The following is a 26,125-nucleotide window of genomic DNA, read 5'->3' as shown; positions in this document are numbered from 1 at the left end:
AGAGTTTGAGCTTCGCCGGCGCACGCGAACGTCCGCCGGCGAGGACGGGCTTAGAGCGTGGCCAGGCGCTCGAGCGCCACGCGGGCGATGTCGGCCGCCGGCACCTGGGTGCTGGCCTCGTCGCGGCGGGCCTGCAGTTCCACCATGCCTTCCTTCAGGCCGCGGTCGCCGATGGTCACGCGCAGCGGCACGCCGATCAGCTCCCAGTCGGCGAACATGATGCCGGGACGCGCGTCGCGATCGTCCAGGATGACGTCCACGCCCTGGCCCTTCAGGCTGGCGTAGAGCGCTTCGGCGGCCTGGCGCACGGCTTCGCTCTTGGTGAATCCGATCGGGCAGATGACCACTTCGAATGGAGCCAGAGCGCGCGGCCAGATGATGCCGCGCTCGTCGTGGTTCTGTTCGATGGCCGCCGCGGCGATGCGGCTCACGCCGATGCCATAGCAGCCCATCTGCATCAATGCGGGTTTACCATCGGTTTCCAAAAAGGTGGCCTGCAGCTTGCGCGAATACGTGTCGCCCAGGAAGAAGACGTGGCCCACTTCGATGCCGCGCTGGATGGCCAGCTTGCCGCCTTCGGGCGCCGGGTCGCCGGCCACCACGTTGCGCAGGTCCGCCTTGACGGGCTCGGGCAGGTCGCGGCCCCAGTTCACGCCCGTGTAGTGGAAGCCTTCCTCGTTGGCGCCGCAGATGAAGTCGCTCATGTTGGCCACGGTCAGGTCGGCGATGACCTGGACGGGCTGGCGGGTGCCGATGGGGCCCAGGTAGCCGGGCTTGCAGCCGAAGGCGGCCACGATTTCTTCTTCGGTGGCCAGACGGTGACCCTGCTCGAAGCCGGGCAGCTTGGAAACCTTGATTTCGTTGACTTCATGGTCGCCGCGCACCAGCAGCAGGTAGATGGTGGTCCGGGTCTGCTCGTCTTCCTGCACGTCGGTGGCCAGGACCACGGATTTCACGGTGGCGGACAGCTCGCGTCCCAGTTGCTCGGCGACCAGCTCGCACTTGGGCGCCTCGGGCGTGGCGGTCTTGACCAGAGCCTCGGCGGGCGCGGCGCGCTCGGCCAGCAGGCAGGGCGCATCGGCCAGCTCGATGTTGGCGGCGTAGTCGGAGTCGGGGTTGTAGACCAGCAGGTCCTCGCCCGTGTCGGCGATGACCTGGAACTCATGGCTGCGCGAGCCGCCGATGGAGCCGGTGTCGGCCGCCACGGCGCGGAAGGTCAGGCCCAGGCGCTGGAAGATGCGCATGTAGGCATCGAACATGATGTCGTAGCTGGCCTGTGCGGCCTCGGCGCTGCGGTCGAAGGAGTAGGCGTCCTTCATGATGAACTCGCGCCCGCGCATCAGGCCGAAGCGCGGACGGCGCTCGTCGCGGAACTTGGTCTGGATGTGATAGAAGTTCACGGGCAATTGGCGCCAGCTGTGGATCTCGTTGCGGGCGATGTCGGTGATCACTTCCTCGGAGGTGGGCTGCAGCACGAAATCGCGTTGGTGGCGGTCCTTGATGCGCAGCAATTCGTCGCCATATTTTTCCCAACGACCCGATTCCACCCAGAGTTCGGCGGGCTGGACCACGGGCATCAGCAGTTCGATGGCGCCCGAACGGTCCATTTCCTCGCGGATGATGTTTTCGATCTTGCGCAGCACGCGCAGGCCCATGGGCATATAGGTATAGATGCCGCCGGCGGCCTTGCGGATCATGCCGGCCCGTGTCATGAGCTGGTGGCTGGCGACCTCGGCTTCGGTGGGTGCTTCTTTCAGGGTATTGATGTGATACTGGCTAGCATGCATGGTAGGGAGCTCATCAGGTACGTATAATCAGACGTAATTGTATTGAATTCGTATAGAGGTGGCCTATGTTAGATCGTGAAGGCTACCGTCCTAATGTCGGAATTATCCTCGTTAATCGCAAGAATGAGGTTTTTTGGGGCAAGCGTATCCGGGAACATGCCTGGCAGTTCCCGCAAGGCGGTATCAAATACGGTGAAACACCCGTTCAGGCGATGTACCGCGAATTGCACGAAGAGGTCGGCTTGCTGCCTGAACACATCCGCATATTAGGCCGGACGCGAGATTGGCTTCGCTATAACGTACCCAGTAATTATGTGCGCAGGGATGCGCGTGGCCATTACAAAGGCCAGAAACAGATCTGGTTCCTGCTCCGGCTGGTGGGGCGCGACAGCGATGTCTGCCTGCGCACCTCCGATTCCCCGGAATTCGACGCCTGGCGCTGGAGCCAGTATTGGGTTCCGCTCGATTCCGTCATCGAGTTCAAGCGGGAAGTCTACAAGCAGGCCCTGAACGAGCTGTCGGACATTCTTTTCCGGCGCCGCCAGGAAAACCGGTATCTGCGCCAGCGCCTGCAGAATGCGGCAGGCTCCGAGAAACTCGACAGCAGGGATCATGCGCATACTATTGGTTGAAGACGAACGGGAGATGGCCGCATGGCTGGAACGCGCCCTGGCGCAAAGTGGCTTTCTTCCGGACCCCGCGCATGATGCCCGCACGGCGGAAACCCTGCTGGCCGCCCATGAATACGACGCCGTCGTCATGGACCTGCGCCTGCCCGACAAGCACGGGCTGGTGCTGCTGCGCGAGATGCGCGAACGCGGCGACCAGACCCCGGTGCTCATCCTGACGGCCCAGGGCGCCTTGCAGGATCGGGTGCGCGGACTGAACCTGGGGGCGGACGATTTCCTGACCAAGCCCTTCGCGCTGGAAGAGCTGGAAGCCCGGCTGACGGCGCTGGTGCGGCGCAGCCGCGGGCGGGTGGCCCCGGCCGTGGCCTGCGGTTCCCTGGAGTACAACCCCGAAAGCCGCGCTTTTTCCCTGGACAATGTCATTTTGCACCTGACCCCGCGCGAACATGCCGCGCTGCTGGCGCTGATCAGTCGTTCGGGGATGCCGGTGGAGAAAACCCAGCTCTTTGCCCGGGTGTTCGAGCATGACAGCGACGCCAGCCCCGACGCCATCGAGGTGGTGCTGCATCGCCTGCGCAAGAAGCTCGCCAACAGCGATGTCCACATCGTGACGGTGCGCGGCCTTGGCTACATGCTGGAAGTGGTCGAGACGGAATCCGACCTTCCATGACTTCGCCGTCTTCACCCCCCGGCTTCTGGCAGGGCGGCCTGCGGTTCTGGCTGCTCGTCCTTTTGATACCGGGCGTGGTCGCCCTCTTGCTGTACGACAGCTGGGAAGACTACCTGGCCATGAACGATGTCACGGAAAACGTGTACGACAGCGCCTTGCTGGAACCGGCCAAGGTGCTGGAGACCAGCGTGGAGTTCAATGCGGACGGCAGCCTGCGCATCGACCCCCTTTCTATGCCCAGGTGATGCTGGAATCCCGGCCCGGCAATCGCAAGTACTTCCGGGTGGAAGAGGTCACTCCGCTGGCGCGCAATCTGGGCGGGGCCGACGCGCTGCAACTGAAGGGCCGCACGCTGCTGGGCATGGAGGGCCTGCCGCGCCCGGAGCGCCTGGCGGACCACGAGGGCGTGCCCGTCTTCTATGACGCTTTCTTTCGCAACGATACCGTGCGCATGGTGGCCCTGTGGCGCGACCTGCACTACAAGGGCATGCATCGCCAGGTCCTGGTGATCGTCGGCGAGAGCATGGATCTGCGCCTGCGCACCCAGCAGGAAGCCTGGCGCGAAGGCCTTTTCCGCAATCTGCGCATGCTGGTGCTGGCCGTGCTGCTGGTGTGGTTCGCCGTGGCCTGGGCCTTGCGGCCCTTGCAGGTGCTGCGCCAGGAAGTGCGCAGCCGCAGCGTGGACGACCTGCAGCCGCTGGATGTGCGCGACGTGCCGCGCGAAGTCGTGCCGCTGGTGCGTTCCATCAATCATCACATCGAACTGTACCGGGAGGTGCTGGACAGGCAGGCGCAGTTCCTGGCCGACGCCTCCCATCAGTTGCGCACGCCCCTGGCCATCATCCATACCCAGGCGCAGTATGCGCGCCGCGAGCCGGACATCGAGCGGGTGCGCGAGTCCCTGGGGGCCATCATCAAGCAGTTGGGGCAGGCGACGCGCCTGACCGAACAGTTGCTGGCGCTGGCGCATGCCAGCCACAACACGTCCATGGTGCAGGGCCAGGTGGACCTGGCCGGCCTTGGGCGCGAGGTGGTCCTGCAGTATCTGCCGCTGGCGCGCGAGCGGCGCCAGGATCTGGGCTGGATCGCGCCTCGCGAAGACGGCGAACAGGCGCCGGTCTGGGTCTACGCCAGCGATGCGGAAATCCACGAGTCGGTGGCCAACCTGGTCCACAATGCCATCAATCACGCCGGCAGCGGCAGCGCCATCACGGTGTCGGCCGGCCATGACGAACACCAGGCCTGGATCAGCGTGAGCGACAACGGCATGGGTCTGGCGGCCAGCCTGCGCGAAAGCGTGTTCGTGCGCTTTGACCGCGGCGGCCCGTCCCGCAAGGGCGGGCGGGGTTCGGGTTCCGGCTTGGGCCTGGCCATCGCGCTGGCCTATGCGGAGCGCAACGGCGGCACCATCGTACTGACGGATGGCGAGCCCAACGACATGGGCGGCTACGGCCTGAAAGCAACCTTGCGCCTGCCGCGTTACGTTCCCCGGCGCCGCCGGAGGCGCTGCTGATCCGCCGCTAGCGGGCCAGCGGGGAGAACAGGCTGGAAATATCCAGGTCCAGCCCGCCCTGGCGGGCGATCTCTTCGAACTGCTGCTGAACCAGGGTGGTGCCGGGAAGGCGGGCGCCATTGCGCTGGGCCTCCTGCTGCACCAGGCCCAGATCCTTGAGCATCCAGTTCACGGTAAAGCCGGGCTTGAAGTCCCGCGCCAGCATGGTGGGGCCCTTGGTCTCCATCTGCCAGCTGCGCGCCGCACCCTTGGTCAGCACGGCCAGCACCTGCTCCATGTCCAGCCCGGCGCGCTCGCCGAAGGCCATGGCTTCGGCCAGGCCCTGCAGCAAGCCCACCACGGCGATCTGGTTCACCATCTTGCACAATTGTCCCGAACCCAGCGGACCCATGTAGGCGCTGGCCTGGGCATAGGCCTGCATGAGCGGACGCGCCCGCTCCACATCTTCCGGGCGTCCGCCGCACATGATGCTCAGCACGCCTTTCTGGGCGCCCGCCTGGCCGCCGAAATGGGCGCGTCCACGAAGGCGACCCCGGCTTTCTCGGCCTGTTCACCCAGCTCCCGGGCTACCTGGGCCGACGCCGTGGTGTGATCGATGAACAGGGCGCCAGGACGCAGGCCCGCCAGCGCGCCGTCCGGCCCCAGGAAGATCGCGCGCAGATCATCGTCATTGCCGACGCAAGCCATCACCACGTCTGCCCGCGCGGCCGCCAGGGCGGGGGTGGCCGCCAGCGCTCCCTTGAATTGCGCGCACCATTGCTGCGCCTTGGCCTGGTTGCGGTTGTATACGGTGACGTGATGCCCGGCCTGGGCCAGATGCCCGGCCATGGGGTAGCCCATCACGCCCAGTCCGATGAAGGCCACGCGTTGCGGGGCGGTGGAGTCATAGGTCTTGGGCTGGATGGAAGCGGTCATGGCGGTGTTCCTTGTCTGCGGTTTAAGATTCAAGCGCAAAGCTTAGCGCAGGAGCCGCGCACTGGCAGCCCCTGAACGGAAAAGCGGAGTATGCGTTTGGCTGATCTGGCGGACGGGACCCGGACAAGTGCTCTGCAAACGTCGAGGGTTTGGGCATAATGAGGCCTGCCGAACTTGATTATTACTTGTTTTATATATTTACCACCTAACTGAATAAATGGAGCACGACTGCCATGACTACGTTTGATCGCCGCCGTTTCTTGAAGTTGGCGGGTGCCGCCGGCGTCACGGGTTTGACCAGCGGCTTGCCGCTCGCGGCCTGGGCCGCCGACAGCGCCTTGCTGGAAAAGGCCAAGGCCCAGGGCCAGGCCGTGTTCTACGCCAACATCACGGCGGTCGAGCCCATCATGAAAGCCCTGCAGCAGTCCCAGGGCATCGAAGGCAAGTACACCCGCATCTCCAGCTCGAAGTTCATTCCCACCATCCTGACCGAATTCAACGCCGGCAAGCTGATGGCCGACGTGATCCAGGCCCCGCTGCCCATGCTGCAGTTGCTCAAGGAGCAGGGCGTGCTGGCTCCCTACCGGTCGGACGCTTTGCAAGGCTACCCCGAGTGGGCGACGGCCGATGACTCCATCATTCAGTTCGGCATCGAGTACGTGTCCTATATCTACAATACGGACCACGTCAAACCTGAAGATGCGCCGGCGCGCTACGAAGATCTGGCCGATCCCAAATGGAAGGACAAGATCGTCATGGCCAACCCGTCCAACCATCCTTCCACCATTGGCTGGCTGATCGGTCTGAAGGAAAAGGTCTTCAAGAGCGAAGACGAATGGATGCAGTTCGTCAAAGGCCTGGCCGCCAACAAGCCCATGTTCGTGGCATCCTTCGGCCCCACCCCCGCGCCCATCGAAAGCGGCGAGAAGCTGATCGCCATTTCCATGCCCAAATACATCGTCACCAAGGCCCCGGCGCCGCTGGCCTGGGGGCCGATGTCGGGCCAGCCGCTGCTGGGTTCGCCGCGCGCCATCGCCTTGACCAAGAATTCGCCGCACCCCGAGGCCGCGCGCGTGTTCATGGATTACTGGCTTGGCGCCGAAGCCATGGGCATCATGGCCAACAAGGTTGGCGAATACGTGCTGGCGCCGGGCGTGCATCCACCGGTTCCGGGCATGGACAAAGCCGAGGTCCTGCCCATCCGCGACTTGAGCGATGAAGAGCTCACACGCTGGGGGCGCGAGTTCAGTCGCATCTTCGCAGTACGCTGATACTGCGCACCATCGGTTCATTACCCGCGAGCGAGGCGCCTACGCGCCTCGCCGCGTTTCTACGGAATTACTCACTTCACCATGCAAATTGAAATCACGGGCCTGTGCAAGAACTATGTCTCTGAAGGAAAAAGTTTCAGGGCCTTGGACAACATCAATCTGACCATTCCCGCCAACGAGTTCTTCACCCTGCTGGGCCCCAGCGGCTGCGGCAAGACCACCTTGCTGCGCTGCATTGTCGGCCTGGAAACGCCTGACGAAGGCGAGATCCGCATCGGCGGCGAAGTCGTCTGGTCCAAGGAAAAGAACATCGCCGTTCCTCCGGAAAAGCGCGGCCTGGGCATGGTGTTTCAGACTTATGCCATCTGGCCCCACATGTCGGTGTTCGACAACATCGCCTACCCCTTGCAGGTTCGCGGCGAGCGCAAGGATGTCATCCGCGACAAGGTGATGCGCATCCTCAAGTTCGTCCAGCTCGAAGGCGTGGAGCAGCGCTCGGCCACGCGCCTGTCCGGCGGCCAGCAGCAACGGGTCGCCCTGGCGCGCGCGCTGGTGGCCGAACCCAAGGTCATCCTGTTCGACGAGCCGCTCAGCAACCTGGACGCCAAGCTGCGCGAGGAAACCCGCAAGGAGCTGCGCGAATTCCTGAGCAAGCTGGACATCACGGCGGTCTACGTCACCCACGACCGCGTCGAGGCGCTGGCCTTGTCCGACTCCATTGCCGTCATGCGCAGCGGCCACATCATCGAGATCGGTTCGCCGCAGAAAATCTATTTCAATGCCGACCACCGCTTCGTGGCCGATTTCATCGGCCGCGCCAACCAGATCAGCGCCACGGTGCTGGAGCAGGGCGGCGAGGCCACGGTCATCCAGTGCGAACTGGGCCGATTGCATTGCAAGAAGCGCGATCTGCCCGTGGGGGCGGACGTGACCCTGTGCATCCGTCCCGAATTCATACGCGTCAGCGGCCAGGCGCCCGCCGCCGGGCAGAACCTGTTCGAAGGGCGGGTGCGCGCCCTGGAATTCGTGGGCGAAGTCTACGAAGCGGAAGTCGAGGTGGGCAAGGAGCGCCTGCTGGTCTGCATCAACCCGGATGTACAGGTCAAGGAAGGCGACACCGTCCGCTTCAATCTGGATCCCGCCCACTGCATGCTGCTGTCGGCGTAAAGGATTGCCGGAAATGAATCAGACTCGAACTCCCCTGACCTGGTCGCTGATCGTCGTCGTCGGGTTTCTGACCCTGTGCCCCGTGCTGATGCTGCTGCTGGGCAGTTTTTCGCAGGGGCTGACGGCCTTCGGAAACTTCACGACGGCCAAGTACGTGGCCGCCTACACCGATCCCTTCCTGCTGGAGGTCACCGTCAACACGGTGATCTTCGTGCTGGGCTCATCGCTGTTCTCGACGGTCCTGGCCGTGTTCCTGGCCTATCTGAACACTCGCACGAACATGCCCATGAAAGGCCTGTTCACCGTGCTGTCCATCGTGCCGATGATGATCCCGCACCTGCTGTTCTCCGTCAGCTGGGCCTTGCTGCTGAATCCGTCCAACGGCCTGCTCAACATGATGCTGCAGAACACCTTCGGCCTGCAGGAGGCGCCGCTGGACATCTATTCGCTGTGGGGCATGATTCTCGTCGAGGGCTTGCTGAACATGCCCATCGCCTATCTGATCATCGCGCCCGCCATGGCCTCCTTCGACGTCTCGCTGGAAGAATCGTCGCGCGTGTTCGGCGGAGGCGTCTGGCGCACCCTGGTGCGGGTGACCCTGCCGGTCCTGCGTCCGGCCATCCTCGCGGCCTTCATCCTGGCCATCGTGCGCAGTCTGGCTTCCTACGCGGCGCCTCGCGTGCTGGGCACGCCCGGCCGGGTCGACGTGCTGGCGACCTATCTGTTCGAGATGATCTCCCCCGGCTTAGCCCCGGACTACGGCAAGGCCGCTGCCCTGGGCATGAGCGTGCTGTCCGCTTCCATCGGGCTGATCGTGCTGTATCGCTACCTGACGGCCGAGAGCAGCAAGTACGTGACCATTTCCAGCCGGGGCTTCAAGCCTACGCTGATCGAATTGCGCCGCGCCAAGACACCCTTGTTCATCGTGGTCGGCATTATCAGCATCCTGATGATCGTGCTGCCCGTGGCCGTGCTGCTGTACACGTCCATGATTCCTTATTCCATGGTCCCGAGCGCCAAGGCGTTCTCCATGATGAGCTGGGCCAATTGGATCGACGTGCTGCAGGATCCGCTGTCCAAGGTGGCCATGAAGAACAGCCTGTTCCTGGCCGTGGTGGGCGCTACCCTGGGCGTGCTGCTGTCCCTGTTCGTCGCCTACGTGGTCGTCAAGCTGCGCACGCGCGCCGCGGGCCTGCTGGACACCCTGAGCTTCCTGTCCTTCTCCTTCCCCGGGATCGTGATAGGCATAGGCTTCATGTGGTTCTTCGTCCAGACGCCGCTCTACGCGACCCTGACCGCATTGCTGCTGGCCTACATCGCGGCCTACCTGCCTTACGGCATCCGACCGCTGTCGGCCGCCTTCGTGCAGGTCCACGCCCACCTGGAGGAGTCCTCGCTGGTGTCCGGGGCCAGTTCGCTGACCACCATGCGTCGTATCATCGTCCCCTTGCTGATTCCGGGCGTGGTGTCGGCCTGGATCCTGATGGCGACCATGTACATCCGCGAACTGACGGTCTCCGTGGTCCTGTCCCGTCCGGGCACCGAAGTGCTGGCCGTGCAGATCCTGAGCTACGCCGAAGACGGCCTGTGGGGCAAGCTGTCCGCCCTGGGGATCATCATGATCCTGATCTCCACCGCGCTGGTGCTGCTGGCCATGTACAGTGGCAACTTCTACAACCGGCGGCAGGGGACGATCTAGCGTCCGTGTTCCGTCTGTACCTGCCCAGGTCTTCGTGCCTGGGCGGGTGCGTCCGTAGTTTCAGGCAGCATGCTCTCGTGGGCTTACGTCCGCAGCGATGACAGGGTTGGTCCTCTGAACGGCTCACAATTCGTTCGGGTTCGGAGAGGGACCAGGGAAAACCATGTAAGGTGAAGCCACAAAAATAAAGCCCCCGCACATGAACTGACCCCCGAAAGTTGGACATTGAACCAACCTTCGGGGGTTTTACATGGCGAAATATGATGTGGACTTCAAGCTGGAAGTGGCACGGGACTATTGGTCCGGGTCGCTAGGGGCCCGGGCATTGGCCGGGCGATATGGGCTCGATCATGGGACGGTGCGCCGCTGGGCCGCGCAGTACCGAGAGCATGGCGAGGCGGGATTGCACAAGAAGCACAGCGGTCACTACGGCGCCGAGTTCAAGCTGTCCGTGTTGAGTCGGATGTGGCAAGAGGGCTTGTCTTGCCGCCAAGCCGCGGCGCGGTTCGACGTGCGCGGCGGCCATGGCGTCGTGAGGCGGTGGGAACGCGAGTATCATGAAGGGGGCCTTCGCGCCCTGACCCCCAACCCTCGCCCAGGCCGCTCCCCGACGATGAAATCCCCCAACCCCCAACCCTTACGCCTTCGCCCTGCGAGGACACGCGCACGCTGGAGCAGTTGCGCCAAGAGAACGAATATCTGCGCGCGGAGAATGCGTACTTAAAAAAATTGAGGGCCTTGCGTCAGGAAAAAGCGCTGGCCGCGCAGAAAAAGCGCGGGTCGTGCTCGAATTGAGGCAAGGCCACACCTTGGCCGTGCTGCTGAAGGTGGCCGGGCTGTCGCGCAGCACGTTCTACTACCAGGCCAAGGCACTGGGCGCGGCCGATCCCTGCGCCGGACTGAAGGCGCGCATCCGCGCGCTGTACGACCAGCACCAGGGCCGCTATGGCTACCGGCGCATCACGGCGGCGCTGCGCCGGGCCGGTGAGCTCATCAACCACAAGGCCGTCCAGCGCGTGATGCAGACGCTGGGACTGAAGTCCTTGGTGCGCCCGAAGAAATACCGTTCGTACCGAGGCGAGCAGGGCCGTGTGGCGCCGAACCTGCTGACGCGCCAGTTCCAGGCCGACAGGCCCAACCAGAAGTGGGTGACGGATGTGACCGAGTTCAAGGTCGGCGCCGACAAGCTGTACCTCTCGCCGGTGATGGATCTGTACAACGGCGAGATCGTGGCCTACGAGACCAGCCTGCGCCCCATGTTCCAGCTCGTGGGCAGCATGCTCCAGAAAGCGCTGGCCCGGCTCGCACCCACGGATCGCCCGCTGCTGCACTCCGATCAGGGCTGGCAGTACCAGCAGCCCCAGTACCGGCGTCGGCTCGCTGAGCAAGGCGTGATTCAGAGCATGTCGCGCAAGGGAAACTGCCTGGACAATGCCGCCATGGAGAGCTTCTTCGGCACGCTCAAGGCCGAGTTCTTCCACCTGAACCGCTTCGAGAGCATCGAGCAGCTCCAGGCCGGCATCGGCCAGTACATCCACTACTACAATCACGAACGCATCAAGCTCAAGCTAAAAGGCCTGAGCCCGGTGCAGTACCGAGCTCAGGCCTTCGGGCTTTAGGCTCTGACCGTCCAACTTTTGGGGGTCAGTTCACATGCGGGGGCTTTTTGCTCCATTGCCGGAAAGACGCTGGATCAGTCCTCTTCCACGAAAGTCTCTTCGCGCTTCTTCTTCACGGCCGGCAGGGCCACGATCACCACCAGCAGGGCGGCCAGCACCAGCAGCGACAGCGACAGCGGACGCGTGACGAAGGTGCTGTAGTCGCCGCGGGACAGCAGCAGGGCGCGGCGGAAGTTCTCTTCCATCATCGGTCCCAGCACCAGGCCCAGCAGTAGGGGGCGCCTTCGCAGCGCAGCTTGGACCAGATGTAGCCGATCAGACCGAAGGCGGCGGTCACCCAGATGTCGAACACGTTGTAGTTCAGCGAATACACGCCGACCGTGCAGAACACCAGGATGGCGGGGAACAGCAGGCGGTAAGGCACTTTCAGCAGCTTCACCCACAGGCCCACCAGCGGCAGGTTCAGGATCACCAGCATCAGGTTGCCGATCCACATGGAGGCGATCAGGCCCCAGAACAGTTCGGGGTGGCTGGTCATGACCTGCGGGCCAGGCTGGATGTTGTGGATGGTCATGGCGCCGATCATCAGGGCGGTCACGGCGTTGCCGGGGATGCCCAGGGTCAGCAGCGGAATGAAGGAGGTCTGGGCGGCCGCGTTGTTGGCGGACTCCGGACCGGCCAGGCCGGCGGGATGGCCCTTGCCGAAGCGTTCGGGGTTCTTGGAGATCTTCTTCTCCAGCGTATAGGACGCAAAGGAGGAGAGCACAGCGCCGCCGCCGGGCAGGATGCCCAGGCACGAGCCCATGGCGGTGCCGCGCACCACGGCAGGCCAGGCTTCCTTGAACTCCTGCTTGTTGGGGTACAGCGAGCCGACCTTGTCGGTGATTTCCACGCGCTGATCGCGCAGCTCCAGGTTGTTCATGATCTCGGAGAAACCGAACACGCCCATGGCGACCACGGCGAAATCGATGCCGTCCTGCAGCTCGGGAATGCCGAAGTCGTAGCGGGCCACGCCGGAGTTCACGTCCGTGCCCACCATGCCCAGCAGCAGGCCCAGCAGGATCATGCAGATGGCCTTGGGCAGCGAACCGGAGGCCAGCACCACGGCGCCCACCAGGCCCAGCACCATCAGGGAGAAGTATTCCGCGGGGCCGAACTTGAAGGCGACTTCGGCCAGCGGCGGCGCAAAGCCGGCCAGCAGCACGGTAGCGAAGCAGCCTGCGAAGAAGGAGCCCAGGGCCGCGATGGCCAGCGCCGCGCCGGCGCGGCCGTTGCGCGCCATCTGGTGACCGTCCAGTACCGTCACCACCGCGGAGGTCTCGCCCGGCAAGGCCACCAGGATGGCGGAGGTCGATCCGCCGTACTGGGCGCCGTAGTAGATGCCCGCCAGCATGATCAGGCCGGCCACGGGCGGCAGCACGTAGGTGATGGGCAGCAGCATGGCGATGGTGGGCACCGGGCCGATGCCGGGCAGCACGCCGATCAGGGTGCCCAGCAGGCAGCCCAGCAGGGCATAGGCCAGGTTCTCGGGCGTGACCGCCACGGAGAAGCCCAGCATGAGATTGTCAAATAATTCCATGTCCGTTCACTCCGCGCTCATGCCAGAAAGGTCGGCCACAGCGGGAACACCAGTCCCAGGCCCTTGATGAATGCCAGCCAGACGAACAGCACCAGGAAGATGGCGGCGCCCAGCGCGACAGGCCAGCTGAATTCATGGCTGGCAAAGCTGCTCAGCACCACCAGCAGGAAGATGGAGATGTACACGCCCAGGTAGTTCAGGGCGGCGCCGCAGATCACGACGGCCCCGATGATCACGATGGCGATCTTCCAGTCGAATTTCTCGACCTCGGTTTCCTCGGCCTTGGGCGACATGGCGCCCAGCGCGACGATGGCTCCCAGCACGCTCAGGCACACGCCCAGCCAGAAGGGGAAGTAGCCTGGGCCCATGCGGGCGGCCGTTCCCATGGAATAACTGGTTGCCCCCAAGGCAAAGCCGGCGCCCAGCACCACGAACATGATGCCGGACCAGAAGTCCTGTTTATTTCTGAGTTGCATAAGGTGGATTCTCCTTGTCTGCTTTGAGCATGTTGTTCCTCATTTCCTGTGTCTGTCTCTTTATGTTGGAGCCCGGCTTCACCCCCTGGCAATGCCGGTTCCATTCTGCAGGGGTGACGCATGGTAATGGAGGGCTCGAGGGCTGAAAACCCCAGCTAGCGCTTAGTTTTTAGGGGTTTTCCCGTAAAATTTTCAAATCTAGGGGTTTTCCGGAGCGCTGGACGCCGATAATCAGGCGCCTTGAAAGAAGTTTGAAAGGTAATGGAAAGAAGGGTGAAAGGTTATGATTGGTATGAAATTCCCTCTACCCAGTAACGCCGCCTATGGTTTACGATAACGCCCATGTTGCAAGATCTCGATTTTCTCGCTGACCGCATCGGTCAACTGGTTGAGCAGTCGCGCCAGCTACAGGCTGAGCGCTCTGCCTTGTTGGCTCGCCTGAAGAATCAGGAGGCGGAGCTGGAAGCGCTGCGCCAGCAGAATCAGCGCCAGAAGGACGAATTCGAATCCCTGTCCAGCGGCGTGGCTTCGCATCAGCGTCAGCTGGACCTGGCGCAGCAGCAGGCGCAAGCCGAGCAGCGCGAACTCAAAAGCCTGCTGGAGCAGGAACAGGCCCGCGTGCAGGCGCTGCGCCGGGAGCTGGACAGCGCCCAGGCGGGACTGGGCGTCCTGCGCGAAGTGGCCGAGCAGGCCCGCAACCAGGTCGGCTCCATCCTCATGCGACTGCCCGGCGCCGTACAGGAGTAAGTCATGGAACGAGTCGATATCTCCATCCTGGGCCGGGATTATTCCCTGGCATGCCCGCCTTCGGAAAAAGCCAAGCTGCTCGATGCGGTCAAGCTGGTTGATCAGCGCATGCAATCCATCAAGGGGTCCGGCCGCATTTCCGGCAATGAACGCATCGCCGTCATGGCCGCCATCCAGATCGCCAGCGAGCTTTTGTCCGCCAAGGCGCCTGATGGTCCGCTCGCCAATGTTGCTTTTGGCGATTTCAAGCGTAAAATTGAAGACATGCACGGCATGATTGATCAGTTGCTCGGTCCATCCGCTACGCCGCGCTAGCCCGAATTTGAAGGCGGCTTGCTCGCAGTTTCCGGCAAGCCGCTTTTCATACCAGTAAGTCCCTGCCGTGTTCGTGACACGACCATACATTCCTTGAACCAATGCTTATGGCACTCAGGTTGTTGGATTGGCCAGTAGGAGCGATCGTCCTCGTCGATGAACCCGAAGCTGGCCTGATGACAGCCGATCTTGGACCTCCGGTTCCAGGATGCCGGTCTAGACGGCAATGGCGGGGCACCTACCACGAAAAAGCCACCCTTGCGGGTGGCTTTTTCGTATCTTTCAGGACCTCTAGGTATGCTGGATCCGACGGCGCCCAGCCACTGCGAACAGGATCAGGCCCGCGACGATCATGGGTACCGACAGCCACTGTCCCATGGACAAGCCTGCGCTCAGCAGTCCCAGGAAGCCGTCGGGTTCGCGGGTGAATTCCACGCCGAAGCGGAACACGCCATAGCCGATCAGGAACAGGGCACTGGCCTGCCCGACCGGACGGGGCCGGCGCGAGAACCACCACAGCAGCAGGAACAGGACGATGCCTTCCAGCGCCATTTCGTAGAGCTGCGAGGGGTGACGCGGCGTTGCATCCACCTGGGGGAACACCATGGCCCAGGGTACGTCGCTGGGACGACCCCACAATTCGCCATTGATGAAATTGCCCAGCCTGCCCACAGCCAGGCCCAGCGGGATCAGGGGGGCCAGGAAATCGCTGACTTCCAGGAAACGGCGCTGGCGCAAGCGCGCAAACAGGGCAATGGCCAGCAGCACGCCGATCAGTCCGCCGTGAAAGGACATGCCGCCATTCCAGACATACAGGATCTCCAGCGGATGGGACAGATAATACGAAGGCTGATAGAACAGGGTATAGCCCAGCCGCCCGCCGGCCACCACGCCAAAGACGCAATAGAAGATCAGGTCTTCCAGGTCCTTTCGGCTGAGCGCGGTCTGGCCGGCGCGGATGCGAGCCGTTCCCACCAGCCACACCAGGCCGAAACCGATCAGGTACATCAGGCCATACCAATGGATCGCCACGGGGCCGATCTGTATGGCGATAGGATCAAACTGCGGGTGTATCAACATGCTTGCCCACTACAGAGGTGAATGTCAGATAATAGCTCGAATGCGGCCCACTGCCGGGCCTCGGTAAATTGTAAGGGAAGGATGATGACGCGCTCCGCTTCTTGGGCATCCTGTTTACCATTGGTAGTGCTTTGTTCACTGGCCGGCTTTAATCCTAGCGTAAAGGCTGATACGGTATCAGTTACAGCCCTGTTGCAGACGCAATGCCTGTCCTGTCACCAGGTGGACAGGAAACGGGTCGGACCCCCATTCCAGGAAATCGCCCAGCGCTATGCGCAGGGCGACCGGCAGGCCGCCGCGGCATATCTGGAAAGACAGATCCGCCAGGGTAGCCGGGGCAACTGGGGAGCCATACCCATGCCTGCGCAGAACAGGGTCAGCGCCGAACAGGCGCGGGCCATTGCGGCCTGGTTGCTGGAACTGGCCGACACGTCAACGAAGGAGTCTCCATGAAAGAAACAGCCGTTTTAGGTGGTGGATGTTTTTGGTGCAAGGAAGGGGTCTTTCAGGCGCTTCGAGGCGTCGAGTCCGTCGTTCCGGGATACTGTGGCGGGCATGGGGGCGAGCCCACGGGCGGGCCGGGTTGCAGCACGCAGCCGGGGCACATCGAAGTGGTGCGCGTGGAGTTCGATCCCGAGGTCATTTCTTTCCGGGATTTGCTGAACGTCTTTTTCCTGACGCACGACCCCACCACGCCCGACCGTCAGGGCGCCGATGTCGGCCCGCAGTATGCTTCGGCCATATTCTGCCAGAACGAGGAGCAGCGGCGGGTGGCGTTCGAGGTTATCGAGGAACTGCAGGCCGAATTCGACCAGCCCATCGTCACGCATGTCCTGGACAGTTCCACATTCTGGCCGGCGGAAAGCTACCACCATAATTATTTCGCGCGCAATCCCAACCAGGGCTACTGCCAGATGGTCATCGCGCCCAAGCTGCACAAATTCCGCCAGCGCTTTCAGGCGCTGCTCGAATGAACGGCTCTACAGGAGCCGCCTGCGCTCAACTGCCGGCGCCGGCCAGGTAGCGCCGGTACAGGGGCGTGCCCGGCAGGGTCAGGCGCGCCATCAGGCCCACGACCAGCAGCGTCAGCACGATGCGGCCGGCCACGACGATCCAGATATTGGCGCCCAGCGCCATGATCAGCAGCGTGTCCTCGATCAGGGAGTGGCACAAGGACAGCCATGAAAGGGCCAGCAAGCGCGTGCGCGGGCTGTAGTTCTGCTGTCGCGATTCGTCGATGATCAGCGCGCCGCCGTAACTCAGACCCAGCAGTACGCCTACCGTGGTGGTGGGGGCGACGCGCTCCTCCAGTCCCGAGAAGCGCAGCAGCGGCAACAGCAGGCGGGTCAGCACCCGCGTGAAGCCGATCTTCTCCAGTACGGAGAGCGCGATCAACAGGCCCAGTATGATCAGCCAGGTCATCAGCAAGGAGCCGGCCGTGCCCAGCAGCCAATCTTTCCAACCTTCCCAGCCGCCCTGGCTGGCGCTGGCCTGGCCGTACAGCCAGCTCAGGGAAACGGGTTCCTGAAGCAGCCCGGCGGCGGACAGGAGCCAGGCCAGCAGCGCGGCGTAGAGAACGGCGCACCCCAGACGCAGGCCGGCGGTGAGCCAGAAGCTGGCGCCCGCCTTGCGTACGATGGCCTGTTCCATCGGCATGTTGTGAGCCAGCAGCATCATGCTGCCCAGTATGCTGATCTGGGCGGCGTTCAGGCTCAGGCTGTCGCCCAGGGCGGCCAGCGAGCCTATGCCTGCGTAGATGCCCGCCAACGCCGTGGTCGCCCAGACGATGCCCGCCTCGGGCGGCAGGCCCACCAGGGCCATCAAGGGGCCGATGAATCGGCCGACCATGTCCACCAGCCCCAGTTGAGCGGCGACCCGCACGATTATCATGACGGGCAGCATGATGCGGGCGACCGTGTAGAACATGCGCATGCTGCGCAGCAGGGTGGTATGTAGGTAATTGAGCATGGAGGCGGACTGCAGAGGGGACTTTCCGCAGATGCTAGCACAGAGCGCCGGGCCATCGTGCGCGCGCTGCGGACGGCCTTTCGGAATGTGTGGTTCCTGCAATGAAAAACCGCCCCGGGCGGGGCGGTGATCCTGCGTTCATCGACCGGAGCAATGGCCGCCGCTGGCGGCCTGGCCGCTGCCCAGGGCGATGGGCGGCGGTTCGGGGCGATAAGGGCGCGGCTGCAGGCTGTCCAGGACGACCAGCAGGACGACGAGCAGCCAGAACACGCTGGTGATCAGGCGGAAGAAGGTTTTGCTCATGGGGTGCCTCTCAGGGATTGACGCGGCGTCGGATGCGCACGCCCAGGATGGAACCGGCGAAGGCCAGGGCGAACCAGACCCAGCCGTGCAGGCTGGCCGAGGCAATGCCGCCCAGGAAGGCGCCGACGTTGCAGCCGAAAGCCATGCGCGCGCTGTAGCCCATGACCAGGCCGGCCGCGGCGCCCACCCACAGGGTGCGTGCGGCCGGAGCCTTGAATTCGGCTGGGTGGTTCCAGCGGGAGGCGGCCATGGCGCCCAGGATCAGACCGAAGTTGGTCACCGAGGTCACGTCGGCAAGTACGGGCTCGGCCAGGCGCTGGGCATGCGGGGCCACGCCCCAGAAGGCGTCGCCGGCCGGCGACCAGCCCAATGCGGAAAATACCTTGGCGCCCCATAGCCCGATGCCGTAGACGATGCCCCAGGGCTGCCCGGCTACCACCATGTGGATCAGGTAAAGGACAGCCAGCAGCAAGGCGCCCATCCACCAGCGCATGGCCCATTTGGCGGGCGTGACGCCATTTTTCTGCTGGTGGCGGCGGGCGCCGCGGCCGACCAGCCAGGCCACGGCGGCGCAGCCGGCCGCCGTCAGCAGCAGGGCGGCGGGCCAGCCCAGGGTCTGGTTCAGGTCCACCGCGGGCAGCCCCCCCAGCGCGATCCAGGCGGGCTGGTGCGAAGCGCCGAAAAAGCTGCCTATGGCGAAGGCGGGCAGCACGGCAAAGGAGATGGGGGCCCCGGCGCCGGCTTTGTACAGTGTGCCCGAGCCGCAGCCGTCGGCCAACTGCATGGCGGCGCCGAACAGGAAGGCGCCCAGCACCAGGCTCAAGGTCAGCGGCGCGACAGCGCCGACCAGCTCGCCGCCGCTGTCCGCGATCAATGGCAGCGTGAACGCCGCCGCCAGAACCAGCAGCAGCATCTGGGCCCATATGCCTTGCGGGTCGCGCCGTTCTATATAGTTGCGCCACCCCGTGGTGAAGCCGAAGCGCGCGCCTTGGAGCACGGCGCCAAAACCGATGCCCAGCAGGGCCAGCAGTCCCTGGCGCAGCCCGCCGACCAGGGTCACGCCCAGGATCAATGCGAGGCCGGCCAGGACGAAGCCCGATCGTGTCAGAAAAAGCATGATGAAAATACGTAAAGAGTGCAGTGGGCCGGGATCAGTTGAAGGCGCGCTGGGCGTCCAGCTTCAGGACCTGGAAACGCGAGGGCTGATTGTCCATGGGCAGCTCGCTGCGGCTCCATTCGACTACGGATTCGGGATACAACTGCACGTTGGGATTGCCGGCCAGTTCGGACAACACGAACCAGTTGGTGGAGGCCCAATGTCCCGTGTTGCAGAACGAGACCGTGGGTTTGTCGTCCAGGCCCTGTTCCTTGACCAGCTTCAGGATTTCGCTCTTGTCCTTCAGGGTTGGCTTGTCGCTGTTGAAGAAGGTGTTGAAGTCCAGTTCACGCGCGCCGGGCAGGGTGCCGTAGCGAGCGGCGGCATCGACGCGTTTTTCGCCTTTGAAGAAAGGCGTTGGACGGGCGTCCAGCAGGACGGGAGCCTGGCCGGACTTGATGTAGTCGGCGACTTCCTGCGTGCTGGCCACCATGTCCTGGTTATAGGTGTAGGTGAACTGGGTCGGCGCGACCTCGGGGGCTTCCGTGCTGAGAGCCTGCCCTTCGGCCTGCCAGGCTTGCAGGCCGCCGTCCAGGATGGACAACTGCGTCAGGCCGCCGGCCTTGAGCGTCCAGTAGACGCGCGCCGCGGCGCCAAAATCGGGGGGATTGGCGCCGGCGTAGGTGACGACGACATAACTATTCTTGCTGATGCCCGCCTTGCTGAACAAGGCGGACAGATCGGCATCGGGCCGCAGCGCGCCGGCATTGTCGGCCGGCCCTCGGTAAGCGCCATAAGGAGTGTTGACGGCGCCGGGCACGTGGCCGGCCTGATACTCCTGCGGGGAGCGTATGTCCAGGATGCGCAGATCTGCTTTGTCCAGATGCGCGGCCAGGTCCTTGGCCGAGATCAAGGGTTGGCCCACCGTGCTGGGTGAGACTTGCGAGGGGCTGGCCGCCTGGGCGGACACCGGCGCGACGGCCAATGGACTGAACGCCAGGGCCAGGGAGATGATGATGGGCTTGATCATTATTACTCTCGATAGTAAGCAGGGTGGTGCTCATGGTTTTAATTACATAAGACGATGGTAATAAAGCCGGGCAGAGAGAATAACGATGTTTTCGGGATTAGCTTATTTCCTTAAGGATTAAACAAAAGCGGCCCGCTGCATATGCCCGGCCGCCATACCGTCCGTGGTCAATTGTCGACTTATCTCTTGGCAGACAAGGGAGGAGGCCGTGCATCTGGACTCGCTGGTCTTGTCGCACTCTATATATAGAGAGAAGGTAGGTAGCGGATTCAGTTGCCGCAAGGAAAACGCCGACTTAGTTACATATATTTACATTCTTGAAGTTTCAATAGAATCAGCGACTTGCGTTTGAATGGTCATGTCGAGGCCGGAAACTACGTGGAAAACATGAACTAAGGCTTGCCATTCGAGAAAACGCCGTGCTATAGTTTCTTTCTTGCTGCAGCGAACGGGGTTTACCCGGCGCGGTGCGGCAAGCGGATTGAACGGCTTTCACCGCCTTGGCCCAGAGGCCCGCACCGAAAGCGTTCAAGCTGAAGCAGAAAAGAAAACTTGCACGGATTTAAATTCTTGTGTTATAGTTTGAGGTTCTGCAAACGAGACGGCAATGCTAAGTGTTCGAGTTAGAAGATTTAGCATTGCGGCTTGTGAAGGGGTTCAAGCAGTACGGAGCTTTGGGTTCCGGTCAGGCAGGAACGAGTTGGGTGGTCAATAAAACTTCCCGGCGAACTTCAAAAAAAATGCTTGACACGCTGCACGAAACACTTCATAATCTCGTTTCTCTGCTGCTCCAACAGCAACGCTGATGTAGCGATGCTAAGGCAGCCGGGACGACAGGCAACTGTCACTGCTCTTTAACAATTAACAGCCGATAAGTGTGGGCGCTTGGCATGAGCGGGCCGAATCCCTTGATGGGAATCGCCACAAGTTTGTATCAAGTGCTCACAGACGAAAAATGAAGATTTACCTTGTGTAAACTCTGAATTTTTCTTTGAGACACAATCGGTCTCGTCGCAAGACGGGACAACCACAGAGATTAAACTGAAGAGTTTGATCCTGGCTCAGATTGAACGCTAGCGGGATGCTTTACACATGCAAGTCGAACGGCAGCGCGAGAGAGCTTGCTCTCTTGGCGGCGAGTGGCGGACGGGTGAGTAATGTATCGGAACGTGCCCAGTAGCGGGGGATAACTACTCGAAAGAGTAGCTAATACCGCATACGCCCTACGGGGGAAAGGGGGGGATCGCAAGACCTCTCACTATTGGAGCGGCCGATATCGGATTAGCTAGTTGGTGGGGTAAAGGCCTACCAAGGCGACGATCCGTAGCTGGTTTGAGAGGACGACCAGCCACACTGGGACTGAGACACGGCCCAGACTCCTACGGGAGGCAGCAGTGGGGAATTTTGGACAATGGGGGAAACCCTGATCCAGCCATCCCGCGTGTATGATGAAGGCCTTCGGGTTGTAAAGTACTTTTGGCAGAGAAGAAAAGGCGCCCTCTAATACAGGGCGCTGCTGACGGTATCTGCAGAATAAGCACCGGCTAACTACGTGCCAGCAGCCGCGGTAATACGTAGGGTGCAAGCGTTAATCGGAATTACTGGGCGTAAAGCGTGTGTAGGCGGTTCGGAAAGAAAGATGTGAAATCCCAGGGCTCAACCTTGGAACTGCATTTTTAACTGCCGAGCTAGAGTATGTCAGAGGGGGGTAGAATTCCACGTGTAGCAGTGAAATGCGTAGAGATGTGGAGGAATACCGATGGCGAAGGCAGCCCCCTGGGATAATACTGACGCTCAGACACGAAAGCGTGGGGAGCAAACAGGATTAGATACCCTGGTAGTCCACGCCCTAAACGATGTCAACTAGCTGTTGGGGCCGTTAGGCTTCAGTAGCGCAGCTAACGCGTGAAGTTGACCGCCTGGGGAGTACGGTCGCAAGATTAAAACTCAAAGGAATTGACGGGGACCCGCACAAGCGGTGGATGATGTGGATTAATTCGATGCAACGCGAAAAACCTTACCTACCCTTGACATGTCTGGAAAGCCGAAGAGATTTGGCCGTGCTCGCAAGAGAACCGGAACACAGGTGCTGCATGGCTGTCGTCAGCTCGTGTCGTGAGATGTTGGGTTAAGTCCCGCAACGAGCGCAACCCTTGTCATTAGTTGCTACGCAAGAGCACTCTAATGAGACTGCCGGTGACAAACCGGAGGAAGGTGGGGATGACGTCAAGTCCTCATGGCCCTTATGGGTAGGGCTTCACACGTCATACAATGGTCGGGACAGAGGGTCGCCAACCCGCGAGGGGGAGCTAATCTCAGAAACCCGATCGTAGTCCGGATCGCAGTCTGCAACTCGACTGCGTGAAGTCGGAATCGCTAGTAATCGCGGATCAGAATGTCGCGGTGAATACGTTCCCGGGTCTTGTACACACCGCCCGTCACACCATGGGAGTGGGTTTCACCAGAAGTAGGTAGCCTAACCGCAAGGAGGGCGCTTACCACGGTGGGATTCATGACTGGGGTGAAGTCGTAACAAGGTAGCCGTATCGGAAGGTGCGGCTGGATCACCTCCTTTCAGAGCGAAGGTCCCGCAAAGCGAAAGCGTCCACACTTATTGGCTGTTAGTTAGGTCATGACCATAGGGTATCGCCCACTGGTGACAGATGGGTCAGTAGCTCAGTCGGTTAGAGCACCGTCTTGATAAGGCGGGGGTCGTTGGTTCGATTCCAACTTGACCCACCACGATTACCTCGGGGGATTAGCTCAGCTGGGAGAGCACCTGCTTTGCAAGCAGGGGGTCGTCGGTTCGATCCCGTCATCCTCCACCACCGCCCCTGCCGGGCGGTACGGCGACAGTACTAGACGTCATGACATGAGCGGGGCGCGCCCGGGGTTCACCTGGTCGACGCGAGATTCAACGAAGAGCGTTCTTTTGCAAGAGCGCTGCTCGTTGGGTTATGCGACCCACGATCTGCTCTTTAACAATCTGGAAGAAGCACAACGAAGGTGTGTTGTCTGATACGCATCGACTCTCAAGAGGCGGTGTAGACAATGCACGGGTTGTGATTGCAACACGAACAATTTATGTTCAACAAGTTCTCAAAAATATAGACGTTGTCCCCTCTTTGGAAGGGATGACAGCTAAGGATTGATGAACGGCAACAACGTATACTCATAGGTTCTATAGCCGTAAGCGTTATAGGATCAAGCGAATAAGTGCATATGATGGATGCCTTGGCGATCACAGGCGATGAAGGACGCGGTAGCCTGCGAAAAGCTACGGGGAGCTGGCAAACAAGCTTTGATCCGTAGATGTCCGAATGGGGAAACCCACCGCAGCAATGCGGTATCCCACACTGAATCCATAGGTGTGTGGAGGCGAACCGAGTGAACTGAACCATCTCAGTAACTCGAGGAAAAGAAATCAACCGAGATTCCGGAAGTAGTGGCGAGCGAAACCGGAGCAGCCTGGACGTTTTAGCGTCTTGGATAGTCGAATGGAATGGAAAGTCCAGCCGTAGCAGGTGATAGCCCTGTAGACGAAATCCAGGACGTGGAACTAAGCGTCGAACAAGTAGGGCGGGACACGTGAAATCCTGTCTGAATATGGGGGGACCATCCTCCAAGGCTAAATACTCGTGATCGACCGATAGTGAACCAGTACCGTGAGGGAAAGGCGAAAAGAACCCCGGAAGGGGAGTGAAATAGATCCTGAAATCATATGCATACAAACAGTAGGAGCCCTTTCGGGGGTGACTGCGTACCTTTTGTATAATGGGTCAGCGACTTACATTCAGTGGCAAGCTTAACCGAATAGGGGAGGCGTAGCGAAAGCGAGTCCGAATAGGGCGATTCAGTCGCTGGGTGTAGACCCGAAACCAGGCGATCTATCCATGGCCAGGTTGAAGGCACGGTAACACGTGCTGGAGGACCGAACCCACTAATGTTGAAAAATTAGGGGATGAGCTGTGGATCGGAGTGAAAGGCTAAACAAGCCTGGAGATAGCTGGTTCTCTCCGAAAACTATTTAGGTAGTGCCTCACGTATTACTGTCGGGGGTAGAGCACTGTTATGGCTAGGGGGTCACAGCGACTTACCAAACCATGGCAAACTCCGAATACCGACAAGTACAGCGTGGGAGACAGAGCACCGGGTGCTAACGTCCGGACTCAAGAGGGAAACAACCCAGACCGCCAGCTAAGGTCCCTAACTATGGCTAAGTGGGAAACGAAGTGGGAAGGCATAGACAGTCAGGAGGTTGGCTTAGAAGCAGCCATCCTTTAAAGAAAGCGTAATAGCTCACTGATCGAGTCGTCCTGCGCGGAAGATGTAACGGGGCTAAGCCATAGACCGAAGCTGCGGATGTGTACGTTAGTACACATGGTAGGAGAGCGTTCCGTAAGCCTGTGAAGGTGTCCTGTGAGGGATGCTGGAGGTATCGGAAGTGAGAATGCTGACATGAGTAGCGATAAAGGGGGTGAAAAGCCCCCTCGCCGTAAGTCCAAGGTTTCCTGCGCAACGTTCATCGGCGCAGGGTGAGTCGGCCCCTAAGGCGAGGCAGAGATGCGTAGCTGATGGGAAGCGGGTTAATATTCCCGCACCGTCGTAGAGTGCGATGGGGGGACGGATTGCAGAAGGTCATCGGGGTGTTGGATGTCCCCGTTGGCGCATCGTAGAAGGCACTTAGGCAAATCCGGGTGCGTAATTCAAGGGTGTGACTGGATAGAGCTTCGGCTCTAAACTGACTGGAAGCAGTTCCAAGAAAAGCCTCTAAGCTTCAGCTCTACGAGACCGTACCGCAAACCGACACAGGTGGACGGGATGAATATTCCAAGGCGCTTGAGAGAACTCAGGAGAAGGAACTCGGCAAATTGATACCGTAACTTCGGGAGAAGGTATGCCTCTGTAGTGTGAAGTGCCTGCGCACGGAGCATGACGAGGCCGCAGTGAATCGGTGGCTGCGACTGTTTACTAAAAACACAGCACTCTGCAAACACGAAAGTGGACGTATAGGGTGTGACGCCTGCCCGGTGCCGGAAGGTTAAGTGATGGGGTGCAAGCTCTTGATCGAAGCCCCGGTAAACGGCGGCCGTAACTATAACGGTCCTAAGGTAGCGAAATTCCTTGTCGGGTAAGTTCCGACCTGCACGAATGGCGTAACGATGGCCACACTGTCTCCTCCTGAGACTCAGCGAAGTTGACATGGTTGTGATGATGCAATCTCCCCGCGGCTAGACGGAAAGACCCCATGAACCTTTACTGTAGCTTTGCATTGGACTGTGAACCGGCCTGTGTAGGATAGGTGGGAGACGTTGAAGCGTGGTCGCCAGATCGCGTGGAGTCATCCTTGAAATACCACCCTGGTCTGTTTGCGGTTCTAACCTAGGTCCCTTATCGGGATCGGGGACCGTGCATGGTGGGCAGTTTGACTGGGGCGGTCTCCTCCCAAAGTGTAACGGAGGAGTTCGAAGGTACGCTAGGAACGGTCGGAAATCGTTCTGATAGTGCAATGGCATAAGCGTGCTTGACTGTGAGACTGACAAGTCGAACAGGTACGAAAGTAGGACATAGTGATCCGGTGGTTCTGTATGGAAGGGCCATCGCTCAACGGATAAAAGGTACTCTGGGGATAACAGGCTGATACCGCCCAAGAGTTCATATCGACGGCGGTGTTTGGCACCTCGATGTCGGCTCATCTCATCCTGGGGCTGTAGCCGGTCCCAAGGGTATGGCTGTTCGCCATTTAAAGAGGTACGTGAGCTGGGTTTAAAACGTCGTGAGACAGTTTGGTCCCTATCTGCCGTGGGCGTTGGATACTTGACGGAGCCTGCTCCTAGTACGAGAGGACCGGAGTGGACGTACCACTGGTGTATCGGTTGTCATGCCAATGGCATTGCCGAGTAGCTACGTACGGAAGAGATAACCGCTGAAGGCATCTAAGCGGGAAACTCGTCTGAAGATTAGGTATCCCGGGGGCTTGACCCCCCTGTAGGGTCGTCCGAGACCAGGACGTTGATAGGCTGGGTGTGGAAGTGCAGTAATGCATGTAGCTAACCAGTACTAATTGCCCGTGTGGCTTGATCCTATAACCCTTGGGGTTGTAGCGAGTACAAGTTGTTGACCACAGAACGTAAATATTGAATGCGCAGCGCAACCCGCGCGCCAACCCTTCGAGACACGTGTTCGCGATCCGTACTGATCCGAATACGGTGCTTCTTCCATATTGGCCAGGCCGCCTCCCGAGGCGACCCGGCAACCAGT

At 61.2% G+C, this 26,125-nt stretch carries 18 protein-coding genes, 2 tRNA genes, 2 rRNA genes, 1 other RNA gene and 3 pseudogenes; 17 read left to right on the top strand and 9 right to left on the bottom strand.

Annotated features, from left to right (window positions below; genetic code table 11):
- Nucleotides 1-50 precede the first annotated feature (50 nt).
- Entirely contained in the window at nt 51-1,787 is a 1,737-nt protein-coding gene (locus ACWPWO_RS12640; RefSeq protein WP_454006880.1) for a proline--tRNA ligase, read from the bottom strand.
- A gap of 65 nt (nt 1,788-1,852) precedes the next feature.
- Between ACWPWO_RS12640 and ACWPWO_RS12635 the strand changes: the two genes are divergently transcribed.
- The 4 genes from ACWPWO_RS12635 to ACWPWO_RS12620 are packed head-to-tail and all read left to right on the top strand — an operon-like array spanning nt 1,853 to nt 4,599.
- Nucleotides 1,853-2,419, top strand: coding sequence for an RNA pyrophosphohydrolase (locus tag ACWPWO_RS12635; protein ID WP_394061395.1), 567 nt, complete (start codon nt 1,853-1,855; stop codon nt 2,417-2,419).
- Nucleotides 2,400-3,086, top strand: a complete 687-nt coding sequence (locus ACWPWO_RS12630; protein WP_454006879.1) for a response regulator — start codon at nt 2,400-2,402, stop codon at nt 3,084-3,086. The genes ACWPWO_RS12635 and ACWPWO_RS12630 overlap by 20 nt, the downstream gene beginning before the upstream one ends.
- On the top strand, nt 3,083-3,331 hold the full coding sequence (locus tag ACWPWO_RS12625; protein ID WP_454006878.1) for a hypothetical protein: 249 nt from the start codon (nt 3,083-3,085) through the stop codon (nt 3,329-3,331). The genes ACWPWO_RS12630 and ACWPWO_RS12625 overlap by 4 nt, the downstream gene beginning before the upstream one ends.
- Nucleotides 3,331-4,599, top strand: a complete 1,269-nt coding sequence (locus ACWPWO_RS12620) for a sensor histidine kinase (RefSeq protein ID WP_454006877.1) — start codon at nt 3,331-3,333, stop codon at nt 4,597-4,599. Before ACWPWO_RS12625 ends, ACWPWO_RS12620 begins: the two co-directional genes overlap by 1 nt.
- 7 nt (nt 4,600-4,606) lie before the next feature.
- Here ACWPWO_RS12620 and ACWPWO_RS12615 read toward each other — a convergent pair.
- Nucleotides 4,607-5,514: pseudogene (locus ACWPWO_RS12615) on the bottom strand (NAD(P)-dependent oxidoreductase).
- A gap of 233 nt (nt 5,515-5,747) precedes the next feature.
- Between ACWPWO_RS12615 and ACWPWO_RS12610 the strand changes: the two are divergent.
- The 4 genes and pseudogenes from ACWPWO_RS12610 (at nt 5,748) to ACWPWO_RS12595 (ending at nt 11,270) form a co-directional block, all read left to right on the top strand.
- Nucleotides 5,748-6,785: an ABC transporter substrate-binding protein gene (locus ACWPWO_RS12610; protein ID WP_394061387.1), complete on the top strand. Its 1,038-nt coding sequence runs from the start codon at nt 5,748-5,750 to the stop codon at nt 6,783-6,785.
- Nucleotides 6,786-6,929: 144 nt separating this feature from the next.
- Nucleotides 6,930-7,952, top strand: coding sequence for an ABC transporter ATP-binding protein (locus tag ACWPWO_RS12605; protein ID WP_394061385.1), 1,023 nt, complete (start codon nt 6,930-6,932; stop codon nt 7,950-7,952).
- Between the two features lie 13 nt (nt 7,953-7,965).
- A complete protein-coding gene (locus ACWPWO_RS12600) occupies nt 7,966-9,651 on the top strand; it encodes an ABC transporter permease (protein ID WP_454006876.1) in 1,686 nt (561 codons plus the stop codon).
- 250 nt (nt 9,652-9,901) lie between these two features.
- Nucleotides 9,902-11,270: pseudogene (locus ACWPWO_RS12595) on the top strand (IS3 family transposase).
- Between the two features lie 74 nt (nt 11,271-11,344).
- Here ACWPWO_RS12595 and ACWPWO_RS12590 read toward each other — a convergent pair.
- Both ACWPWO_RS12590 and ACWPWO_RS12585 read right to left on the bottom strand, forming a co-directional pair.
- Nucleotides 11,345-12,849 (bottom strand): annotated as a pseudogene (locus ACWPWO_RS12590) (tripartite tricarboxylate transporter permease).
- Nucleotides 12,850-12,866: 17 nt separating this feature from the next.
- Nucleotides 12,867-13,325 carry a tripartite tricarboxylate transporter TctB family protein gene (locus tag ACWPWO_RS12585; RefSeq protein WP_394061379.1) on the bottom strand — a complete coding sequence of 153 codons (459 nt, stop codon included), beginning with the start codon at nt 13,323-13,325 and terminating at the stop codon, nt 12,867-12,869.
- A gap of 342 nt (nt 13,326-13,667) precedes the next feature.
- Between ACWPWO_RS12585 and ACWPWO_RS12580 the strand changes: the two genes are divergently transcribed.
- From ACWPWO_RS12580 to ssrS, 3 genes are all read left to right on the top strand, one after another.
- Nucleotides 13,668-14,072 (top strand): hypothetical protein, encoded by a 405-nt coding sequence (locus tag ACWPWO_RS12580; RefSeq protein ID WP_454006875.1) that lies wholly within the window; start codon nt 13,668-13,670, stop codon nt 14,070-14,072.
- 3 nt (nt 14,073-14,075) lie between these two features.
- A complete protein-coding gene (locus tag ACWPWO_RS12575; RefSeq protein WP_394061375.1) occupies nt 14,076-14,387 on the top strand; it encodes a cell division protein ZapA in 312 nt (103 codons plus the stop codon).
- Between the two features lie 56 nt (nt 14,388-14,443).
- A non-coding RNA gene (gene ssrS, locus ACWPWO_RS12570) (6S RNA) lies at nt 14,444-14,627 on the top strand.
- Between the two features lie 51 nt (nt 14,628-14,678).
- On the opposite strand, the gene lgt is transcribed toward ssrS, so the two are convergent.
- On the bottom strand, nt 14,679-15,467 hold the full coding sequence (gene lgt, locus ACWPWO_RS12565; RefSeq protein ID WP_454006874.1) for a prolipoprotein diacylglyceryl transferase: 789 nt from the start codon (nt 15,465-15,467) through the stop codon (nt 14,679-14,681).
- Nucleotides 15,468-15,548: 81 nt separating this feature from the next.
- Here lgt and ACWPWO_RS12560 point away from each other — a divergent pair, with 81 nt between their 5' ends.
- Together ACWPWO_RS12560 and msrA are read left to right on the top strand one after the other, a co-directional pair.
- On the top strand, nt 15,549-15,920 hold the full coding sequence (locus ACWPWO_RS12560) for a c-type cytochrome (RefSeq protein ID WP_454006873.1): 372 nt from the start codon (nt 15,549-15,551) through the stop codon (nt 15,918-15,920).
- Entirely contained in the window at nt 15,917-16,441 is a 525-nt protein-coding gene (gene msrA, locus ACWPWO_RS12555) for a peptide-methionine (S)-S-oxide reductase MsrA (protein ID WP_454006872.1), read from the top strand. The genes ACWPWO_RS12560 and msrA overlap by 4 nt, the downstream gene beginning before the upstream one ends.
- A 25-nt stretch (nt 16,442-16,466) precedes the next feature.
- Here msrA and ACWPWO_RS12550 read toward each other — a convergent pair whose 3' ends face one another.
- The 4 genes from ACWPWO_RS12550 to ACWPWO_RS12535 all read right to left on the bottom strand — a co-directional run bounded on the left by ACWPWO_RS12550 (nt 16,467) and on the right by ACWPWO_RS12535 (nt 19,864).
- Nucleotides 16,467-17,435: a nucleoside recognition domain-containing protein gene (locus ACWPWO_RS12550; protein ID WP_454006871.1), complete on the bottom strand. Its 969-nt coding sequence runs from the start codon at nt 17,433-17,435 to the stop codon at nt 16,467-16,469.
- A gap of 138 nt (nt 17,436-17,573) precedes the next feature.
- Nucleotides 17,574-17,738 carry a hypothetical protein gene (locus ACWPWO_RS12545; RefSeq protein WP_454006870.1) on the bottom strand — a complete coding sequence of 55 codons (165 nt, stop codon included), beginning with the start codon at nt 17,736-17,738 and terminating at the stop codon, nt 17,574-17,576.
- Nucleotides 17,739-17,748: 10 nt separating this feature from the next.
- Nucleotides 17,749-18,855: a YeeE/YedE family protein gene (locus tag ACWPWO_RS12540; RefSeq protein WP_454006869.1), complete on the bottom strand. Its 1,107-nt coding sequence runs from the start codon at nt 18,853-18,855 to the stop codon at nt 17,749-17,751.
- Nucleotides 18,856-18,889: 34 nt separating this feature from the next.
- Nucleotides 18,890-19,864, bottom strand: a complete 975-nt coding sequence (locus ACWPWO_RS12535) for a sulfurtransferase (RefSeq protein ID WP_454006868.1) — start codon at nt 19,862-19,864, stop codon at nt 18,890-18,892.
- Between the two features lie 1,038 nt (nt 19,865-20,902).
- On the opposite strand from ACWPWO_RS12535, the gene ACWPWO_RS12530 reads away from it, so the two are divergent.
- From ACWPWO_RS12530 to ACWPWO_RS12515, 4 genes are all read left to right on the top strand, one after another.
- Nucleotides 20,903-22,439: ribosomal RNA gene (locus tag ACWPWO_RS12530) — 16S ribosomal RNA — on the top strand.
- A gap of 90 nt (nt 22,440-22,529) precedes the next feature.
- Nucleotides 22,530-22,606 (top strand) — tRNA-Ile (locus ACWPWO_RS12525).
- Between the two features lie 10 nt (nt 22,607-22,616).
- Nucleotides 22,617-22,692, top strand: a tRNA-Ala gene (locus ACWPWO_RS12520).
- Nucleotides 22,693-23,066: 374 nt separating this feature from the next.
- Nucleotides 23,067-25,949, top strand: a 23S ribosomal RNA gene (locus ACWPWO_RS12515).
- The 16S and 23S rRNA genes sit together here with 2 tRNA genes alongside, the layout of an rRNA operon.
- Nucleotides 25,950-26,125 lie beyond the last annotated feature (176 nt).

This window comes from Alcaligenes sp. Marseille-Q7550 (assembly GCF_965112015.1).
The sequence above is the reverse complement of the archived record's forward strand: the minus strand, read 5'-3'. Positions and strand labels throughout refer to the sequence as shown.

What these genes read in the sequence shown, in the direction of transcription:
- ACWPWO_RS12560 (WP_454006873.1), top strand. Translation starts at nt 15,549, where the DNA reads ATGATGACGCGCTCCGCTTCTTGGGCATCCTGTTTACCATTGGTAGTG.
- ACWPWO_RS12550 (WP_454006871.1), bottom strand. Translation starts at nt 17,435, where the DNA reads ATGCTCAATTACCTACATACCACCCTGCTGCGCAGCATGCGCATGTTC.
- ACWPWO_RS12635 (WP_394061395.1), top strand. Translation starts at nt 1,853, where the DNA reads ATGTTAGATCGTGAAGGCTACCGTCCTAATGTCGGAATTATCCTCGTT.
- ACWPWO_RS12610 (WP_394061387.1), top strand. Translation starts at nt 5,748, where the DNA reads ATGACTACGTTTGATCGCCGCCGTTTCTTGAAGTTGGCGGGTGCCGCC.
- ACWPWO_RS12625 (WP_454006878.1), top strand. Translation starts at nt 3,083, where the DNA reads ATGACTTCGCCGTCTTCACCCCCCGGCTTCTGGCAGGGCGGCCTGCGG.
- ACWPWO_RS12640 (WP_454006880.1), bottom strand. Translation starts at nt 1,787, where the DNA reads ATGCATGCTAGCCAGTATCACATCAATACCCTGAAAGAAGCACCCACC.
- ACWPWO_RS12575 (WP_394061375.1), top strand. Translation starts at nt 14,076, where the DNA reads ATGGAACGAGTCGATATCTCCATCCTGGGCCGGGATTATTCCCTGGCA.
- ACWPWO_RS12600 (WP_454006876.1), top strand. Translation starts at nt 7,966, where the DNA reads ATGAATCAGACTCGAACTCCCCTGACCTGGTCGCTGATCGTCGTCGTC.
- ACWPWO_RS12580 (WP_454006875.1), top strand. Translation starts at nt 13,668, where the DNA reads ATGTTGCAAGATCTCGATTTTCTCGCTGACCGCATCGGTCAACTGGTT.
- ACWPWO_RS12535 (WP_454006868.1), bottom strand. Translation starts at nt 19,864, where the DNA reads ATGATCAAGCCCATCATCATCTCCCTGGCCCTGGCGTTCAGTCCATTG.
- ACWPWO_RS12540 (WP_454006869.1), bottom strand. Translation starts at nt 18,855, where the DNA reads ATGCTTTTTCTGACACGATCGGGCTTCGTCCTGGCCGGCCTCGCATTG.
- lgt (WP_454006874.1), bottom strand. Translation starts at nt 15,467, where the DNA reads ATGTTGATACACCCGCAGTTTGATCCTATCGCCATACAGATCGGCCCC.
- ACWPWO_RS12545 (WP_454006870.1), bottom strand. Translation starts at nt 17,738, where the DNA reads ATGAGCAAAACCTTCTTCCGCCTGATCACCAGCGTGTTCTGGCTGCTC.
- msrA (WP_454006872.1), top strand. Translation starts at nt 15,917, where the DNA reads ATGAAAGAAACAGCCGTTTTAGGTGGTGGATGTTTTTGGTGCAAGGAA.
- ACWPWO_RS12585 (WP_394061379.1), bottom strand. Translation starts at nt 13,325, where the DNA reads ATGCAACTCAGAAATAAACAGGACTTCTGGTCCGGCATCATGTTCGTG.
- ACWPWO_RS12620 (WP_454006877.1), top strand. Translation starts at nt 3,331, where the DNA reads ATGCTGGAATCCCGGCCCGGCAATCGCAAGTACTTCCGGGTGGAAGAG.
- ACWPWO_RS12630 (WP_454006879.1), top strand. Translation starts at nt 2,400, where the DNA reads ATGCGCATACTATTGGTTGAAGACGAACGGGAGATGGCCGCATGGCTG.